Source organism: Enterococcus sp. DIV0970a (genome assembly GCF_051711265.1).
GTDB lineage: Bacteria > Bacillota > Bacilli > Lactobacillales > Enterococcaceae > Enterococcus_D > Enterococcus_D casseliflavus.
Window position 1 is genome coordinate 3,330,171 of the sequence record NZ_JBIOMF010000001.1, and the last position, 17,178, is coordinate 3,347,348.

Annotated in this window: 14 protein-coding genes; 2 read left to right on the top strand and 12 right to left on the bottom strand. The window is 47.2% G+C overall.

Features of this window, described 5'->3' with window-relative positions; all coding sequences use genetic code 11:
* Positions 1–9 precede the first annotated feature (9 nt).
* Both IGK14_RS16095 and IGK14_RS16100 read left to right on the top strand, forming a co-directional pair.
* Positions 10–570 carry a Gx transporter family protein gene (locus IGK14_RS16095; RefSeq protein ID WP_005232987.1) on the top strand — a complete coding sequence of 187 codons (561 nt, stop codon included), beginning with the start codon at positions 10–12 and terminating at the stop codon, positions 568–570.
* 11 nt (positions 571–581) lie between these two features.
* The gene (locus tag IGK14_RS16100; protein ID WP_010748870.1) at positions 582–1,568 is read left to right on the top strand and encodes a polyprenyl synthetase family protein; all 987 of its coding nucleotides are present in this window, start codon (positions 582–584) and stop codon (positions 1,566–1,568) included.
* Between the two features lie 162 nt (positions 1,569–1,730).
* Here IGK14_RS16100 and gor read toward each other — a convergent pair whose 3' ends face one another.
* The 12 genes from gor to rpoZ all read right to left on the bottom strand — a co-directional run bounded on the left by gor (position 1,731) and on the right by rpoZ (position 17,174).
* Positions 1,731–3,077, bottom strand: coding sequence for a glutathione-disulfide reductase (gene gor, locus IGK14_RS16105; protein WP_010748869.1), 1,347 nt, complete (start codon positions 3,075–3,077; stop codon positions 1,731–1,733).
* Between the two features lie 92 nt (positions 3,078–3,169).
* Positions 3,170–4,411 carry a peptidase U32 family protein gene (locus IGK14_RS16110; RefSeq protein ID WP_008381725.1) on the bottom strand — a complete coding sequence of 414 codons (1,242 nt, stop codon included), beginning with the start codon at positions 4,409–4,411 and terminating at the stop codon, positions 3,170–3,172.
* Positions 4,412–4,424: 13 nt separating this feature from the next.
* Positions 4,425–5,345 carry a peptidase U32 family protein gene (locus IGK14_RS16115; RefSeq protein ID WP_010748868.1) on the bottom strand — a complete coding sequence of 307 codons (921 nt, stop codon included), beginning with the start codon at positions 5,343–5,345 and terminating at the stop codon, positions 4,425–4,427.
* Positions 5,346–5,614: 269 nt separating this feature from the next.
* The gene (locus IGK14_RS16120) at positions 5,615–8,095 is read right to left on the bottom strand and encodes an ATP-dependent Clp protease ATP-binding subunit (RefSeq protein ID WP_010748867.1); all 2,481 of its coding nucleotides are present in this window, start codon (positions 8,093–8,095) and stop codon (positions 5,615–5,617) included.
* A 5-nt stretch (positions 8,096–8,100) separates the two neighbouring features.
* Entirely contained in the window at positions 8,101–8,568 is a 468-nt protein-coding gene (locus IGK14_RS16125) for a CtsR family transcriptional regulator (RefSeq protein ID WP_005230319.1), read from the bottom strand.
* Positions 8,569–8,792: 224 nt separating this feature from the next.
* Positions 8,793–10,790: a Stk1 family PASTA domain-containing Ser/Thr kinase gene (pknB, locus tag IGK14_RS16130; RefSeq protein ID WP_010748866.1), complete on the bottom strand. Its 1,998-nt coding sequence runs from the start codon at positions 10,788–10,790 to the stop codon at positions 8,793–8,795.
* The gene (locus tag IGK14_RS16135; protein WP_010748865.1) at positions 10,787–11,527 is read right to left on the bottom strand and encodes a Stp1/IreP family PP2C-type Ser/Thr phosphatase; all 741 of its coding nucleotides are present in this window, start codon (positions 11,525–11,527) and stop codon (positions 10,787–10,789) included. The genes pknB and IGK14_RS16135 overlap by 4 nt, the downstream gene beginning before the upstream one ends.
* Positions 11,528–11,541: 14 nt before the next feature.
* A complete protein-coding gene (gene rsmB / locus IGK14_RS16140; RefSeq protein WP_010748864.1) occupies positions 11,542–12,900 on the bottom strand; it encodes a 16S rRNA (cytosine(967)-C(5))-methyltransferase RsmB in 1,359 nt (452 codons plus the stop codon).
* Positions 12,890–13,843, bottom strand: a complete 954-nt coding sequence (gene fmt, locus IGK14_RS16145) for a methionyl-tRNA formyltransferase (RefSeq protein WP_010748863.1) — start codon at positions 13,841–13,843, stop codon at positions 12,890–12,892. Before fmt ends, rsmB begins: the two co-directional genes overlap by 11 nt.
* Positions 13,836–14,327 carry a peptide deformylase gene (def, locus tag IGK14_RS16150; RefSeq protein WP_005230314.1) on the bottom strand — a complete coding sequence of 164 codons (492 nt, stop codon included), beginning with the start codon at positions 14,325–14,327 and terminating at the stop codon, positions 13,836–13,838. Before def ends, fmt begins: the two co-directional genes overlap by 8 nt.
* A 10-nt stretch (positions 14,328–14,337) precedes the next feature.
* On the bottom strand, positions 14,338–16,740 hold the full coding sequence (gene priA / locus IGK14_RS16155; protein ID WP_010748862.1) for a primosomal protein N': 2,403 nt from the start codon (positions 16,738–16,740) through the stop codon (positions 14,338–14,340).
* Positions 16,741–16,868: 128 nt separating this feature from the next.
* Positions 16,869–17,174, bottom strand: a complete 306-nt coding sequence (gene rpoZ / locus IGK14_RS16160; RefSeq protein ID WP_005232977.1) for a DNA-directed RNA polymerase subunit omega — start codon at positions 17,172–17,174, stop codon at positions 16,869–16,871.
* Positions 17,175–17,178: the final 4 nt, after the last annotated feature.

Here is a 17,178-nt window from a genome sequence, read left to right on the forward strand (position 1 = left end):
CGTTTGCTTATGAGTCGATTACAACGAATAATTTTCATCTCACTGCTGGTCGCCCAAGGGGTCGTGATTGGTTTAGTTGAAAATATGATCCCTTATCCATTTGCCTTTGCGCCTGGTGCGAAACTAGGTTTGGCAAATTTAATTACCATTATTGCTTTGTTCACCATGCCAAAAAAAGACAGCTTTCTCTTGATTTGGCTAAGACTGATCTTAACGACGTTACTAGGAGGAACGGTTTCGACCTTCTTATATAGTATGAGCGGTTCCTTATTGAGCTACTTTGGGATGTCTTTGGTGAAACAGTTGGGGCCTAAGCGTGTCAGTATCATCGGCATTAGTGCGGCCGGCGGGTTCTTACACAACGTCGGACAGTTGATCACTGCCTCATGGATCGCTCAATCCTGGAGCGTCATGCTCTACTTGCCGGTCCTGTCTTTCTTTGGGATCTTGTCCGGGATCGCTATCGGGATCGCCGCCAACTACTTGCTGCGCCGTGTCGAAACACTGCGCCGTTTTCAAATTGATTATGAACGCCAGACCAAAGTCAAATGGCGCTCGGATTCAGAATAAAGGAGTTAATTATGAAACTTCATTCCATGTGGCAAGAGTATCCAGCACTGCAAGCTGACTTATCTGCCTCCTTGCAATTGATGGAAAAATCATTAAAACTAAAAAACAAAGAGGTCGAACAAGCGATCCTGTCCATGATCCATTCAGGTGGGAAACTGCTGCGTCCTGCTTATCAGCTGCTCTTTTCTGCTTATGGCAGCGACAAAGATCGCGAAAAAGCCGTCGCATTGGCGGCCTCGATCGAAATGCTCCACACTGCCTCGTTGATCCACGACGATATCGTCGATCATGCGGACACCCGCCGCAAGCTGCCAACCATTCGTTCCGAATTTGGCAATGATGTCGCTGTCTATGCTGGTGATTACCTCTTCGTCTGTTGCTTTAAATTGATGGCGGATTATGCCAGCTCCATGAAAAGCTTGCAGATGAATTCCCGTAGTATGGAAAAAATCCTGGCCGGCGAATTAGGACAAATGAGCAAACGATACGATTTGTCCGTCACTGTCGAAGATTACTTAGAAAACATTCGCGGCAAAACCGCTGAATTGTTTGCTTTAAGCTGCTTCATCGGAGCTTACGAAAGCGGCACCTCCTTGCGCTTTGCCAATCAAGCCCGTGAGATCGGTGAAGCCATTGGACTTGCCTTTCAAATCATGGATGACGTCTTGGATTACAGCCAAGATGCGGCTGCTTTAGGAAAACCAGTATTGGAAGATGTTCGGCAAGGCGTCTATTCCCTGCCGCTGTTAATGGCACTGAAAAGTGACCGCCAACAGCTGCTCCCATTGCTGGAAAAACAAGACGCCATGACGGACACCGACACCCACGAAGTCTATCGGATCGTCCAAGAAAGTGCTGGGATCGAGGAAGCCAAGAAACTCGCAGCCGACTATACGAAAAAAGCTTTGCAGGCGATCCAGAAATTGCCTGAGACCAAAGATGAAACCAAAACATATCTTTATCAGATCACTGCTCAGATCCTTGGGCGTCAGAACTGATCAAGGATCTAGCAAAAGCCTAGCAGCTGGAATCATACTGAAATAAGTCCCCAAGATTAGATTTTTGATCTACCTTTGGGGGCTTTTTAGTTGATAGATAGAATTTTATACGCAAAAAAAGCCTCAACTGACAAATCATCTGTCAGTTGAGGTTTTTTTCTTTTAACGCATCGTCACAAATTCTTCTGACCCCGTCGGATGAATGGCAACGGTTTGATCAAAGTCTGCTTTTGTAGCACCCATTTTGATGGCTACAGCGAAGCCTTGCAGCATTTCATCGACACCGATCCCGATGCCGTGCAGACCGATGATTTTTTCTTCTTCTCCTAAGCACACCAGTTTCATCTCACATTTTTGGCGATACTCATTTAAAGCAAAGTACATCGGTGTAAAGCGCGAACGATACACCTTTATCTGCTCTTGGCCGTATTTTGCCAAGGCTGCTTCTTCGGATAAACCAATCGTGGCAATCGGTGGATGCGTAAAGATGACCGTCGGTACTAAGTGATAATCCAAGTACGCATCGCTTTGACCGTTGAACAAGCGTTCAGACAAGCGACGACCGGCGGCGATCGCAACCGGGGTTAAATCCAATTTTCCAATGACATCGCCCACCGCAAAAATCGAGTCAGCTGTGGTATTTTGATATTTGTCCACAATGATAAACCCTTTTTCATCCAATTGGACATCGGTGCTTTCCAGACCTAACTTATCCGTATTCGGCACGCGACCACCAGCAAAAAGGACGCAATCGCCGGTCAAGGTTTCGCCATTTTCAAAGTGAACGAGATACTCGTCACCTTCTTTAATGATACGAGAGGCCACGTAGCCTGCATAAGTTTCGATTCCTGATTCTTGGTACATCTCCACGAGGTTATCCGCAAGCATCTTGTCAAAGGTTCGTAATGGCCGCTCTTTGCGGTACGCCCAAGCCACTTGGCTGCCCAGCTGTTGGCTGACACCGCTGATTTCGGCTGCGATGTAGCCTGCCCCTAAGACGACCATACGCTTTGGTGCTTCTCGCAACGCAAAAAAACCATTCGAGTCAATAGCGTACTCACCGCCGGGAATATTCATCGCGCTAGGTTTTCCACCGGTGGCAATCAAAATGTTTGCTGCATGGTAGTTTTCCCCATTGACGGTAACTGTGTGGTTATCCACAAACTGTGCATAACCGTGGATAACTTCTACATTGTTACTATCTAAGCCTTTTTGATAGGCTGTGTGTAAAAAATCAATGTATTTTTCACGGTTATCCACAAGCTCGGTAAAATCAAATTTATCCACATGTGGATAAATGCCGTAGCTAGTTGCGTCCCGTTTGATCATTTCTAACATCTCACTAGCTTGCCACATGACTTTTTTCGGTACACAACCGACATTGACACAGGTGCCACCTAATTCATTGCCTTCGATCAATAATACTTTGGCGCCGTGCATCCCTGCCCGATTGGCTGAGGCAATTCCGCCGCTGCCGCCACCAATTACTATGTAGTCGTATGTTTCCATATTTGTTGTTTCCTCCTTAAGATTGTCTATGTTCTCATCGATCCTTTTTGGCTGGATTGATTCAACAAAAAAGCCGAGAGAAACTCTCGACCTTATTTTTTCTTCCGAATCATGTCTCCGACTTCCACCGGTTCTTTGACCGGCATCGTCAACAGCATCATAGGATTTGGTGCACGATCGATGGATTCACCGTCTTCATTATACATGACTTCGACGGTTTGGTGAAAGTGATGGAATCCGGGACCGTAAAATTCGATTTCATCACCGACGGAAAAGTGGTTCCGTTGCCGAATCGTAGCTGTTTTCGTTGCCGGATCATACGCCATGACTTCCCCAATAAATTTGTATTGCGGAATTTTCCGACGCGGACCAAACAACTGCTCATTTTCACTTGGGGTATCGTAGTAAAAGCCTGAGGCAAGCTCTCGCTGCGCAACTTTCCACAGTTCATCGATCCATTCTTGTTTGCAGACATAGTTCTCTGGATCGGCCATGTAACTGTCCACGGCTGCTTTATAAACGTTCGCCACGGTTGAAACATAGTGGATCGATTTCATGCGGCCTTCGATTTTGAAACTATCCACGCCGTTTTCAATCAAATCAGGGATATGTTCGATCATCGACATATCCACAGCACTCATGGAAAACTCTTCTTCCACTGTCCCGTTTTTAGTCAAACTGTTTCGTTCCGTTGCAAAGGGCATGTCAAACAGATCATATTTCCAGCGGCAAGATTGCGAACAGCCGCCGCGATTGGCGTCTCGCATCGACATATGATTGGACAAAGTACAACGGCCAGAATAAGAAATACACATGGCGCCATGAATAAAGGCTTCGATCTCCACGCTAGTATTTTTGCGGATCTCAGCGACTTCCTCCATGGACACTTCTCGGGCGAGAACGACCCGTTCTAGACCTTCTTCCCTCCAAAATTCCAATGTTTCATAGTTCGTGGCACTGGCTTGGGTGGACAAATGGATCGGTAGACCTGGCGCTTCTGTTGCGCAGATCTGGATCAAAGCGGGATCAGAAACGATCACTGCCGAAATACCGACATCTCGCAATTCCCGAAAGAATTCCCCTGCACCTTCTTGATTGCCCTCATGGGTCACCATGTTGGCTGCTACATAGACTTTTGCGTTGTGGGCTTTGGCAAAAGCCACCCCTTCCGCCATTTCTTCATAGGTAAAGTTTCCCGCGCGACTCCGTAGACCATAGGCATTGCCGCCGATATAGACAGCGTCAGCGCCATAGTGGATCGCTGTTTTTAATTTTTCTAACGTACCAGCTGGTGCTAACACTTCTGGTCGTTTCAATGCTTGTTTAACGGTCATTTGTTCTTGCTCCTTACTTGATATCGTCAGGATCGATGGCATAAAATCCAGTATCTAACCCACGTTCTGCTGGATGAAGTTGGGCAACTTGTTCACTGAGCACAGCTGCTTGCTCTGCTTGCCACTTCCCACTTTCCACAAGGCTCTTGGCTTGGGCAAACAGCTTAGCAATTGCCACAAAAGCTGCCCCTCGTGTATAGATTCCGTCCAGCTTCCAGGTTTGAAAGCCTGTTGCGGCTAATTCCGCCAGCTGCAGCATCAGATTGATGTCGTTATTGGCAAAAATGTGCGTGCCGTGGCTATCTTCATAAATGGAATAGTGAGTTTCTTCTTTTTTCGGTTCAGATAAAAACAACCCACGGTCGTGGTTCTTTTCTTCCGATTGTTGGGTATAGTTATAATAATTTTGTAAAAGCGGACGCTTCGATTGGTGAATGCAGGTCGCACCATAAACCAATACTTCCACAGGAATATTTAGTTGCGGTGCCATGATTTTCATTTCCTCGAAAGGAACTTCTCGCGCTAAAACGGCTGCCTTTGCTCCTTTTTTTCCCCAAAAATTGATTTGACGAGCGCTCGTTACTAAGGTTTCCCCTGCATAGATAAATGGCAAGGCACATTCTGGATTTTGCTTCATGCGGTAAATGATCCCAGGATCTCCGAGAGCGATTTGATCGGCTTGATTGGTCTTCAGAAATGCTAGGTATTCTGGAATCCGCTTCATTTTTTCTGGATGCATGATGCCATTGACCGCGATCGTCACTTTCTTTCCAGCTTCGTGGGCCATGTCGATCAGTCTGATTTGCTCTTCACGAGAAAAAGAGGCCGGTAGGCGCAGCCCGAATGTCTCTTCTCCAAAAAACAATGTATCAACATAAGGGATGAGCTGCTGTGCTTGCTCGATCGATTCCACCGTGGCGATAATCTCAACCATAATACTCCTCCTTTTTTCAACTCATTCATAGTATCACACAGCAGGATTCTTTCCAAGAGGTCTCGTTACTCTTTTTTTCACGAATAGAGCATTTTCCGTTAATCAACCGTTGTCATAAAGCCATTTATAAGGATATTTTTTTGTGAATCATCAATCATAATCAATAGAAATCACTTGATCACTACTAGACATAGCAAGACAAAAAAGCGACGTTTCTATGGATACCGATTACTCGACCATAGAAACGCCGCTGCCGTTATTGGCTCGACTTAAACTTGTTGCAAGACCCGTGCTTGTCCCTCTTTGACATTGAGAGTGATCGATCCTTTGGAAGCACCAATCGTCACTTTGTCACCTAAATGAATTTGTCCTGATAGGAGTGCTTCACTTAAACGGTCTTCGACTTCTTTTTGCAATGCTCGACGAATCGGCCGTGCCCCATATTCTGGATCAAAACCAGCTTTACCGATCACATCGATGGCAGATGGCGTGATCTTCAATTGGATGTCTTGGTTGCTTAACCGTTTGATGATCGCTTTGCTCATAATCTTCACGATCTCGTGGATCTCCCCTTCACCTAAGGATTGGAAGACCACTGTTTCATCCACACGGTTCAAGAACTCTGGACGGAAGGCTTTTTTCAGCTCTTCTAAGATCCGTTTTTGCATCGCTTGGTGATCTTTCGTTAAATCAGTGACATTGAATCCAACGCTTTTTTCTTCGCGGATTTGTTGGGCACCGATATTAGAAGTCATGATCAAAATCGTGTTGCGGAAATCGACCTTCCGACCTTTGGCATCCGTCAAATGTCCATCATCTAGCACTTGCAAGAGGATATTGAAGACATCGGGATGGGCTTTTTCTACCTCGTCCAATAAGATGACGGAGTAAGGTTTTGAACGGATTTTTTCCGTCAATTGCCCACCTTCGTCATAGCCGACATAGCCTGGCGGTGAACCGATCAAACGGCTCGTGCTGTATTTTTCCATAAATTCGGACATATCGACACGAACCAAGGCATCTTCACTACCAAACATCGCTTCCGCTAAGGCTTTAGCAAGCTCGGTTTTCCCGACACCAGTCGGGCCTAAGAACATGAAGGAACCAATTGGGCGGTTGGGGTCTTTCAACCCACTGCGGGCGCGGCGGATCGAACGAGCGACTGCTTTGACCGCTTCTTCTTGGCCAACTACCCGTTGATGCAAGATCTTTTCAAGATCCAACAAGCGTTCGCTTTCTTTTTTCTCCATCTGTTGCAAAGGTACACCAGTCCATTGGGAAACGACCGTAGCAACATCTTCTGCAGTAACACTATCGGCATAGCCTGACGCTTCTTTGACTTCCATAAACGCCACTTCCGTCAGTTGTTGGGTCAATTTCTTTTCCTTGATCCGCAGACGAGCTGCTGCTTCAAAATCTTGCTGGCGAATGGCTGCTTCTTTTTCTTCGATCAAGTTAGCGATCTCGTTTTGTAGATCTGCCAATTCCGAACTTTCATCGGTTTTGTCTAGACGCACTTTGGCTGCTGATTCATCCATCAAATCGATGGCTTTATCTGGTAATTGGCGCGAATTGATGTAACGTACGGACAATTGCACAGCGGCGTGTAACGCATCATCAGAAATTTCCACCCCATGATGTTCTTCATAACGAGGACGCAAGCCCCGCAAAATTTCTTCCGCTTCTTCTGGTGTTGGTTCGTCGACTTGCACTCGGGCAAAACGGCGTTCTAACGCAGAATCTTTTTCAATGTATTTTTGGTACTCATCTAATGTCGTGGCACCGATAGTTTGCAATTCTCCACGGGCTAAGGCTGGTTTCAGGATATTCGAGGCATCAATCGCCCCTTCGGCTCCGCCGGCCCCAATCAGTGTATGCAATTCATCAATGAATAAGATGATTTGACCATCTTGATAGATCTCATCGATGATTTTTTTCATTCGGTCCTCAAATTCTCCACGGTATTTCGTTCCAGCAACTAAAGCCCCCATGTCCAGCATCATCAAACGTTTGTTTTGCATGTCTTCTGGGACTTCCCCATTGATGATTTTTTGGGCTAAGCCTTCGGCGATCGCGGTTTTCCCAACACCAGGTTCCCCAACGAGAACAGGGTTGTTTTTAGTCCGACGGCTAAGGATCTGGATCAGCCGTTTGACTTCTTTGGCACGACCGACAACAGGATCTAGTCGTTTTTCACGGGCTAATTTGGTCAAATCACGGGCTAAGGAATCCAAGGTCGGTGTTCCTTGCTGCGCTTTGGCTTGGGCTGGACGACGACGACCAGCACTTCCGTTGGTTTTGCTTTCATTGAAACCCATTTTTTTCTTCAAAAGCTGACGCATTTTCGCGAGACTCAAGCCGAGATTCAGCATGATTCGTGAAGCCAAAATGTCTTCGTCTCTTAATAAGCCTAATAATAGATGTTCGGTACCGATTTGTGGAGCCCCTAAACGCTTGGCTTCATCCCCTGCATAAGCAAATGTATGTTTTGCTCGTGGTGAATACGCGAGATAGGCGTTTTCTGGGTATTGACGAACGGTGCCGTACCCTGTTAAATGTTCGATTTCTTCACGAATATCGTTTTCTGTGATATTCATTTCCCGTAACGTTTTGCCAGCGATCCCGTTTTGTTCAATGACCAGTGCCAATAGAATATGTTCAGAACCTACCGCTTGGTGCTTAAAGTATTTTGCTTCTTCTTGGGCGATAGCCAAAACGGCTTTCGCGCGTTGGGTGAATAATTCATCCATCTCTTTCACTTCCTGTCTTCGTAACTTAATCGTTCTAGAATTGCATGGAGCAAATCTGCTCGTGTTCTATTTTCATAAGGAGAACGTCCTAGAACTGCTTTCGCGATGACGGTCAACAATAAATTGCCTTCTCGCTTGGACAGGATTCCTTCCTCATAAAGTTTCTGGATTATTGCATACGCATCTTTTTCCGAGATGGTTTCATCGAATAATTGATTCATTTCTTTTAAGTAGTGGTGGCTGTCAGTAATTTTGACTTTCTCGATCCGAATATAGCCGCCCCCGCCGCGTTTACTTTCAACCGCATAGCCTCTTTGAACGGTAAAGCGGGTATTGATCACGTAATTTATTTGTGAGGGCACGCAGTTGAACAAATTTGCCATTTCTGCGCGACGAATCTCAATGGTTTCACTGTCTTCAAGAATTTTCTTCAAATATGCTTCAATCAAATCGGAAGTGTTGTGATGACTCAATTCATTCCCTCCCTTGACTAATTCTGACCTTCATTATACCCAATTTTTGAATCCTTGGAAAGATGTACGCTTGCACAAAAGGAAGGTCTAAAGGAAATTTTAAAGACACTTATCCCTCGCTTCAGCTTTTTAGCTACAAAAAGAAACAAGCAGCTCGTCGGGGAACAAAAAGAGAATTCTTTGGTCCCCGAAGGCTGCTTGTTCTTCTAACATAAACGTTCGTCTTATTGCGTACTTTCTGAACTACTTTCACTCGTTGACGAGCTGCTGCTTGAGGAGGATGAGCTGCTTGACGAAGAAGAATCCTGTGGTCGAGGACCTCTTGAAACCGTCACGGTAACAGAACTTCCTACTGCTACAGAGGTACCTGCTCCGGGCGTAACGCGCACTACTTCTCCAGCAGGCACAGAGTCGTTATAATCAGATTCTTGTTCTATCGTATACTGCAATCCTGCTTCATTCAAATCTGCTTCTGCATCGGCTTGGCTTTTGCCAACGATTCTTGGTACATTGACCATTTCTTGCCCGCTGCTGACAGTTAATGTAATGATGGTTCTGGAAGTCACAACGGACTCGCCACTCGCTGGTGCTTGACCAATGATCGTACCTTCCGGTTGGCTACTGGATTCGTAAGTGACATTGATTTGTGAAAGGCTTACCCCGCGAGAAGTTAATGCTGCTCGTGCATCTGCCTCTGTCATGCCATAATAGTTGTCCATTGCGAAGCTATCTGGTCCGGAGCTGACCTTAAAGGTGATCTCGTCTTCTGCTGGGGAAACTTCCCGCCCTGCTGCTGGTGATTGACTGATAATATCCCCTTCATCGACATCATCTGACGACTCTAGCTCTTCTTTGATCCTGTCTTCATCAAAGCCTAAATCGATCAACTCTTTTTTGACATCATCAAAGGAGCGACCTTCATAATCATCAAGAGTGATTTTCTTGGCTCCGCTGCTGATATAAAGAGTCACGACGGAATTCTTTTTGACTTCATTGCCTGCTGGCGGATCGGTCTTGACGACATTGCCTGCTTCGACTTCATCGTCTTCGATTTCTTCTACCTCGTCTGCCACTTGCAAACCAGCAGCTTCCAGCTCGGCACGGGCAGCTGCTTCTGTCTGACCACTGACTTCAGGAATTGCCACATCTCCTCGACCACCGCCGAATAGGAAGTAACTGCCTATCCCAAGCAGTGCGATCACCATAATGATGGGCAGCAGCAGCCACCGTTTGCGTTTTTTCTTTTTCGGCTGCGCTGGTTCTTCAGCTTGATCCGCAACCTTATCTTCTACAGGTTCTTCTACTGGCGGCGTTTCGACTTGGGCTGCTTCCACAGGAGTCAGCACTCTCGTTTCATCCATCAGGGCATGAGGTTCCCATCTCGGTTCATTGAGTCGGTCAGGAGACAACACGGTATCAAGGTCCGCTCGCATTTCATCGGCAGTTTTGTACCGATCCGCCGGTTCTTTGGCGGTCGCCTTCAATACGACGTTTTCCAGCGATTGCGGAACATTTTTGTCATAGATCCGAATCGAAGGGATCTCATCTTGGAAATGTTTCAAGGCGATCGTTACGGCTGATTCGCCATCAAAGGGTACTTTGCCTGTTAATATTTCATAGAGGATAATCCCAATCGCATAAATATCTGATTGATTGGTCGCCATACTGCCTCGTGCTTGTTCTGGTGAAAGATAATGCACCGAGCCTAGCATCGAGTTGGTTTGGGTGATCGATGTTTCTGATAGGGCGATCGCGATCCCAAAATCGGTGATTTTCACCACGCCGTCTTCATTGATCAGCACATTCTGGGGCTTTAGGTCCCGGTGAATGATGCGGTGCTGATGGGCCAATGCCACCGCTGATAAAATTTGTTGGATGATATCAACGATCTGCAAATAAGGTACGGGATAGTGCGTTTGGATATAGCGCTTGAGATCCATCCCTTTGACATATTCCATCACCAAAAACTGCATGCCGTCTTCTTCGCCGACATCATAAACGGTTACGATGTTTGGATGAACCAGCTCAGTCGCCGCCAAGGCTTCTCGTTGAAAGCGCCGAATCGCACTTTGGTCGTTTTGGAAGTCAAAACGAAGCACTTTGATTGCCACTTCACGGTCTAAGATCAAGTCATGCGCCAAAAACACATTTGCCATTCCGCCGCTGCCGATATTGCCGATGATTTTGTATCGGCCGTTTATCTTCTTCCCAATTTCGATCATGGGCGCTCTCCTCCAACTTTAATCAATAATACCGTGATATTGTCGACACCGCCGCGTTCGTTGGCTTGATCGATCAATGATTGCACTGCTTCTTCCAGCATAGGAGTTTCTTGGATCGTTGCTGTGATCTCTTCATCTGAGACCATGTTGGTCAATCCGTCTGAACACAGCAGCAAATAATCCCCGTCTGCAATAAAGTGGATCGCCACATCGACTTCGACTTCGCTTGGCATACCGATCGAGCGGGTCAAAACGTTTTTGCGAGGATGATTCAAGGCCATTTCTGCTGTGATTTGTCCTGACTTCACCAATTCATTGACCAGTGAATGGTCCTCTGTGATTTGGGTCAGCACTTGATTGCGTAAAAGATAGGCACGGCTGTCCCCGACATTGGCGATCGTAAACTGGTCGCCTAATAAGGCCACAGCAATGATCGTGGTGCCCATGCCGCTAAGTTCTTCTTGTTCTTGTCCTTTTTGGAAAATCACTTGGCTTTCCGCTTGGATTTTTTGGATCAGCCATTGGGCAGTTTTTTCACTGTCTGTCAGCTCTGTCTGTTCCCAAGCGGTGCCGATCTCACTGACTGCTTGACGGCTAGCGACATCTCCGGCCCGGTGGCCCCCCATGCCATCGGCAAGCAAGGCCAATGTCACATTGGCTTTATTTACATAGGTTGCTGCAAAATCTTGGTTTGTGTTGCGACGTTTGCCGACATCTGTTTGAAAACGAATCTCCAATTTCTTTCACCTCGTTACTTTTTGCGTAGACAACTGATAAAAAAGCCATCTGTCATAAAATCTTGCGGATAGATCGTCAACATATCCTCTTGAACCGCTTCGGCTGCCAGCGGTCCTACCGCAAGAGGCATTTGCTCAAATTCAGGATGGTCAGCGAGAAACGTTGCCACGACTTGTTGATTTTCTTCCGCTAGAATCGTGCATGTGCTGTAGACCATTATACCCGATTTTTTCAGGGTTGGGGCGGCACTTTCCAAAATCTCTCGCTGAATCTGCGGCAAGCGTTGGAAATCGGCTTCCGTCTTGCTGTATTTGATGTCCGGTTTACGGCGCATCAACCCTAATCCAGAACAAGGGGCATCCACTAAGATGCGATCAAATTGTTCGGGTGCAAAGGTTTGAGCCGTCTCCCGCGCATCCATCACGCGGGTCTCCACAACTGCTTCGACGCCTAAACGTTGGGCATTTTGCTGAATCAGCTTAACCTTATGGGCATGGATATCCAATGCTGTCACTTTGCCGCCCTCTGCGGCAGACAAGAAGGCAGCGATATGGGTCGTTTTGCCTCCTGGTGCTGCGCAGGCATCCAGTACTTGATGGTCTCGGGCTACTTGTAAAACGGGGGCAACCAGCATCGAGCTTTCATCTTGGATCGTCAGTAAACCTTCTTTGTAGAGGGACGAGCCCGCCATAAAGCCTTTGTCAGCCACAACCCCATAGGGGGAAAGCTCACTTGGTCGTGCGTCGATGCCTTCTTCTTGTAGCCGTTCGATCGCTGCTGCTTGCGAGATGCGCTGCAGATCGATACGACCACTGGCATGATTGGGTTCAAATAGGGCATAGCCCAGCTCACTGGTTTCTTCGATCCCAATTTGTTTGACTAGTTTCTTCGTTAGCCACAGGGGCAAACTGATTTCCGTTGCTAAACGTTCCATTGGGTCTTTGATCAATGCCAAGTCTGGCACTCCTTGTCGTTGGATCGTGCGCAGGACGCCATTGACGAATTTTCCAGTTCCCGGATTGCCTTTGGCTTTCGCAATATCCACGGCTTCATGAATGATGGCATGGGCGGGTACTTTATCGAGATACAGCATCTGATACAAGGAAAGCCGCAGCAGCGTTTTGACCCACGGGTCGACTTTGCGGGCATTTTTAATAAACCGATCCAAATAATAATCCAATAAAAGCTGACGACTGATGGTGCCGTACACCAATTCAGTCAGCAAGCGACCGTCTTTGTCATTTAAACGCCCTTGATTCATCAATTCCCGCAGCAGTAGATTGGAATAAGCGCCGCCTTTTTCGATTCGCAACAACGCTTCTAGTGCCACAAAGCGCACTGTATATTGTATGTCTCCAAGATTACGCTTCATAGGTACCTACCTGATCCCCTTTTTGAATCTGTTGTCCACTGCCGTTTAAGAATGCAGCAATGTCTTGTCGGCCTTTTCCAGCTGGCTGCAATTCATCGATAGCCAATACCGTGCCTTCCCCACAAGCGATCAGCAACGTTTTTTTCGTCCGTTCAATGATCGTTCCTGGCTGGGCTGTCGTCGTTTGCTCCAGCGGTGTTACTTGCCAAAGTTTCCAGCGGTTGCCATTTTGTGTCGTAAAGGCGATCGGCCATGGTCGCATGCCTCGGACTTGGGCATCGATTTGCACCGCCGTTTTCTGCCAGTCGATGGCTTCTTGTTCACGGCTGATATTTGGTGAAAAGGTGACTTTTGCTTCTTCTTGCGGGACAGGCTGCAGCTCTCCCGACAAGATTTTCGGCACAGTTTCCAGCAGCAAGTCTTTGCCTAATAGGCTCAACTTATCAAACATCGTCCCCACATCATCTTGGGCCGTGATCGGCAAACGAGCTTGAGCAAAAATACCGCCAGCATCCATTTTTTTGATCATTTCCATGATGGTTACACCCGTTTCTTGCTCACCTTCCATGATGGCATAATGCACAGGTGCTCCGCCACGGTATTTCGGCAGTAGGGACGCATGAACGTTGATAGCGCCATGCTTTGGTACTTCTAGTAAAGCACTAGGTAAAAATTGGCCGAAAGCTGCCGTGATCAGCAGATCAGGTGCCAAAGCTTGGATCTGCTCCATTTCTGGTGACCCACTGATTTTTTCTGGTTGTAAAACCAACAAGCCATGCTTCATCGCCGCTTCTTTGACGGGGGTCGGAGTGATGGTTTTTTTGCGACCGACGGGACGATCCGGCTGGGTCACGACTGCTGCCACTTCATAGCCGGCTTCAAGCAAGCCTTCTAAAATTGGGACGGAAAACGCCGGGGTACCCATAAAGACGATTTTAGTCATTTTCATGTTCCTCCATATACTTTTCTAAGTCTTCTTCAGGAATGCGTTCGACGAGCTTGTCGACAAACAGCACGCCATTTAAATGATCGATCTCATGCTGCATCGCACGCGCCAAGTAGCCGAATGCTTCCACTTCCATTTCCTCTCCTTCTCGGTCGAAATAGCGGACAGTGATCTCGTCTGCTCGTTTGACGGTCCCAAAGGTGTGGGGAATACTCAAGCAGCCTTCCACATCGAGGGATTCACCAGAAGAAGCGATGATCTCAGGGTTGATCATTTCAAAGCGGTCGTCTTCTTCGACTTCAACGATCGCCACTTGCAGGTTTTTGCCGACTTGCGGTGCGGCAATACCGATCCCGTCGTGGGCGACCATCGTTTCATAAAGGTCGTCTAGTAGCTGAACGAGCTCATCGGTAATAACTTTGACGGGTTTTGCTTGCCGACGAAGACGTTCATCGGGGGTGATAATAATAGGATAACGCATATTTTCTCCTCTAAATAAAATTCAACGGCTCTTGGTCAATCGACACGTACAATCCTTTGCGCTGATCGATTTGACTTTGATCCAACAGACGGGTCAACAAAGCAGGTAGCTGCGGTTCATTTTTGTATTTAATGATCAATTGGTAGTAATAACGGTTTTTCACCCGCAAAATCGCACTGGGTGCCGGACCCAACAAAATACTTTGCGGTGACAGCTCCTGCTGCAGATCCCGCGCGATCGCAAACATCTTCTGAGCTGCGACTTGCTCTTCGGGATGACTGCAGGTGATTTTGACGGTGAAATAATACGGTGGATAGCCGCTTTGGTGCCGCATCCACATTTCTTTTTGATAGAAATCTTCGTAATCTTGCGACTGCGCCAATTGGATGGCGTAGTGCTCAGGGTTGAATGTTTGGATCACCACTTCGCCGGTTTTTTCTGCCCGACCTGCCCGACCACTGACCTGAGTCAACAGCTGGAACGTCCGTTCACTCGAACGAAAATCTGGCAAATTCAAGGCGGTATCGGCATTCAAGACCCCTACCAGTGTGATATCAGGGAAATCCAAGCCTTTGGCGATCATTTGAGTCCCTAACAAAATATCCGCTTTTTTCTCCCCAAACAAGGTCAAGATTTTTTCATGGGCGCCTTTTTTGCGGGTGGTATCGACATCCATCCGTAAGACCCGCGCTTCGGGAAACAGTTCCTTCAACTCTTCTTCCACTTTTTGCGTACCCGTTCCGTAATACCGAATCTTGTCTGCATTGCAGTTGGGGCAACGATGGGGGATGTGTTCTTCATGTCCGCAATAATGACAACGCATCGTTTTGGTATCCATATGCAGCGTCAAGGAGATGTCGCAATTTGGGCAAGGCAAAACATACCCGCAATCGCGGCACATCACGAAGGAAGAGTAGCCGCGCCGATTCAGCAGCAAGACGATCTGTTCTTTGCGGGCCAAGCGGTCTGTGATTTTTTCCTGTAACGGACGAGAAAAGGTTTGATACTTTTTGTTGGCAAATTCGGTACGCATATCCACGACTTCGATCTGCGGTAATTGCGCACTGGTTTTTGCCCGCTGATTCAATTTCAATAAGCGGTAGACTTCTTTTTGCGCCCGAGCACGAGATTCCAATGACGGCGTCGCACTGCCTAACACCACTGGACAGTGATGGTACTGGCTGCGCCAAATCGCTAAATCTCTCGCATGGTAACGAGGGGCTTCATCTTGCTTGTAGGAGGCTTCGTGCTCCTCATCGACGATGATGACCCCGATGTTTTTCAACGGAGCAAAAATCGCCGAGCGGGCGCCAACCACCACCTGCGCCTCCCCACGTTCGATCTTACGCCATTCATCGTATTTTTCACCTTGGGACAAGCCGCTGTGTAAAACAGCCACTGCGTCGCCGAGACGACTTTTAAAGCGTTCGACCATTTGCGGAGTCAACGCGATCTCTGGCACGAGCATGATCGCGGTTTTGCCTTGTTTCAGCAATTGGGCGATCGCTTGCAGGTAGACTTCTGTTTTTCCACTGCCGGTGATCCCTTCCAGTAAAAAAGTCTGTGCCTCTTGGTTATCCGCACAAGCAGTGATTTGCGCTACTGCAGCTGCCTGTTCTTCATTTAATTCAAGCGGGACCGTTTTTTGAAATTGACGGTCTTTGTAAGGATCGCGGTAGGCTTCAACTTCCGTAAAGGTCAGCCAACCAGCTTCTTGCGCTTGGTTCAAAGCCGCGGTGGAAATCCCTTGTTCGGTAAAAAAGGAAACCGGCAAGCGGGCTTCCTCTGTCAAAATCTGTAAGATTTCCAGCTTGCGTTTGGCCCCTTTGCGCAGCTGTTGCTGGACGGCGGGGATTTCTGCTGGATCGATCTTGCGTTCAATGTAACGGGTCATTTTCGCTTTGTTTTTATTTTTCACGAGATACTGCAGTTCAACTACTGCGGCTTCTCGCAAAGGCTTCAACTGCGGCAGCAGCCCAGCACTTTCGGCGTCTTGCCAGCTGAGGATGCCGTTTTCGGGAAAATATTCTTTGATGGGATGATTTCCTTCCAGCAAAACGATCTGCTTTTGGTACTCGGCTTTCATCACACTAGGCAGCATCGTCTGCAAGCAAGTGATCTTAAAGGCAAAGGTCGTTTCCTTCATGTAGTCGGCTAATTGGAGAAGTTCTTCATTGACGACAGGCGACAAATCCAACAAACGAACGATTGGTTTTAAGGTCTGCTGCGGTTCGGCAATTTCTGAAAGGCCGACGACGAACCCTTGAATATGGCGGTCGCCCTTGCCAAATGGCACTTCGACCCGCATCCCTGTCTCAATGGCGGCTTGTAATTCTGATGGGATCAGATAGGTAAAAGGCTGATCGGTCTGCATCGTGGGAACATCCACGATCACTTCTGCTATGTACGCCATTTCTTCTCCTCCTTTTAGGTTCTATTTTACTAAATGGGTGGGGGTTTGTCTGTACCCCTTACAAAAATTTAACCATCATCATTCAAAAGAAAAAGCCAGAACACAGGCGTGCTCTAGCTTGCTTTTGTCTATAGCTTTTGTTCGTCGCGGATACGCGCTTCTAATTCTTTTTGTTCTTGGTCTTTTTGCGCTTTGCGCTCTTCTTGTTCCATTTTCAAGCGGGCGCGCTTGATTTCTGGATGCGGATCATTAACGACTAATTCCGCTTCGATTTCTTCAAGTGCTTGACCCACGCTTTTCACTGAATCAAAGTTTTCTAGTGTTGCTTGCGCACCGGCGTCAAGTTCATGCGCCCGTTTGCTTGCTAAGATCACTAATGAATATTTTGAATTGACACGATCCAACAAAGAATCGATTGAAGGTTTTAACATCATATTT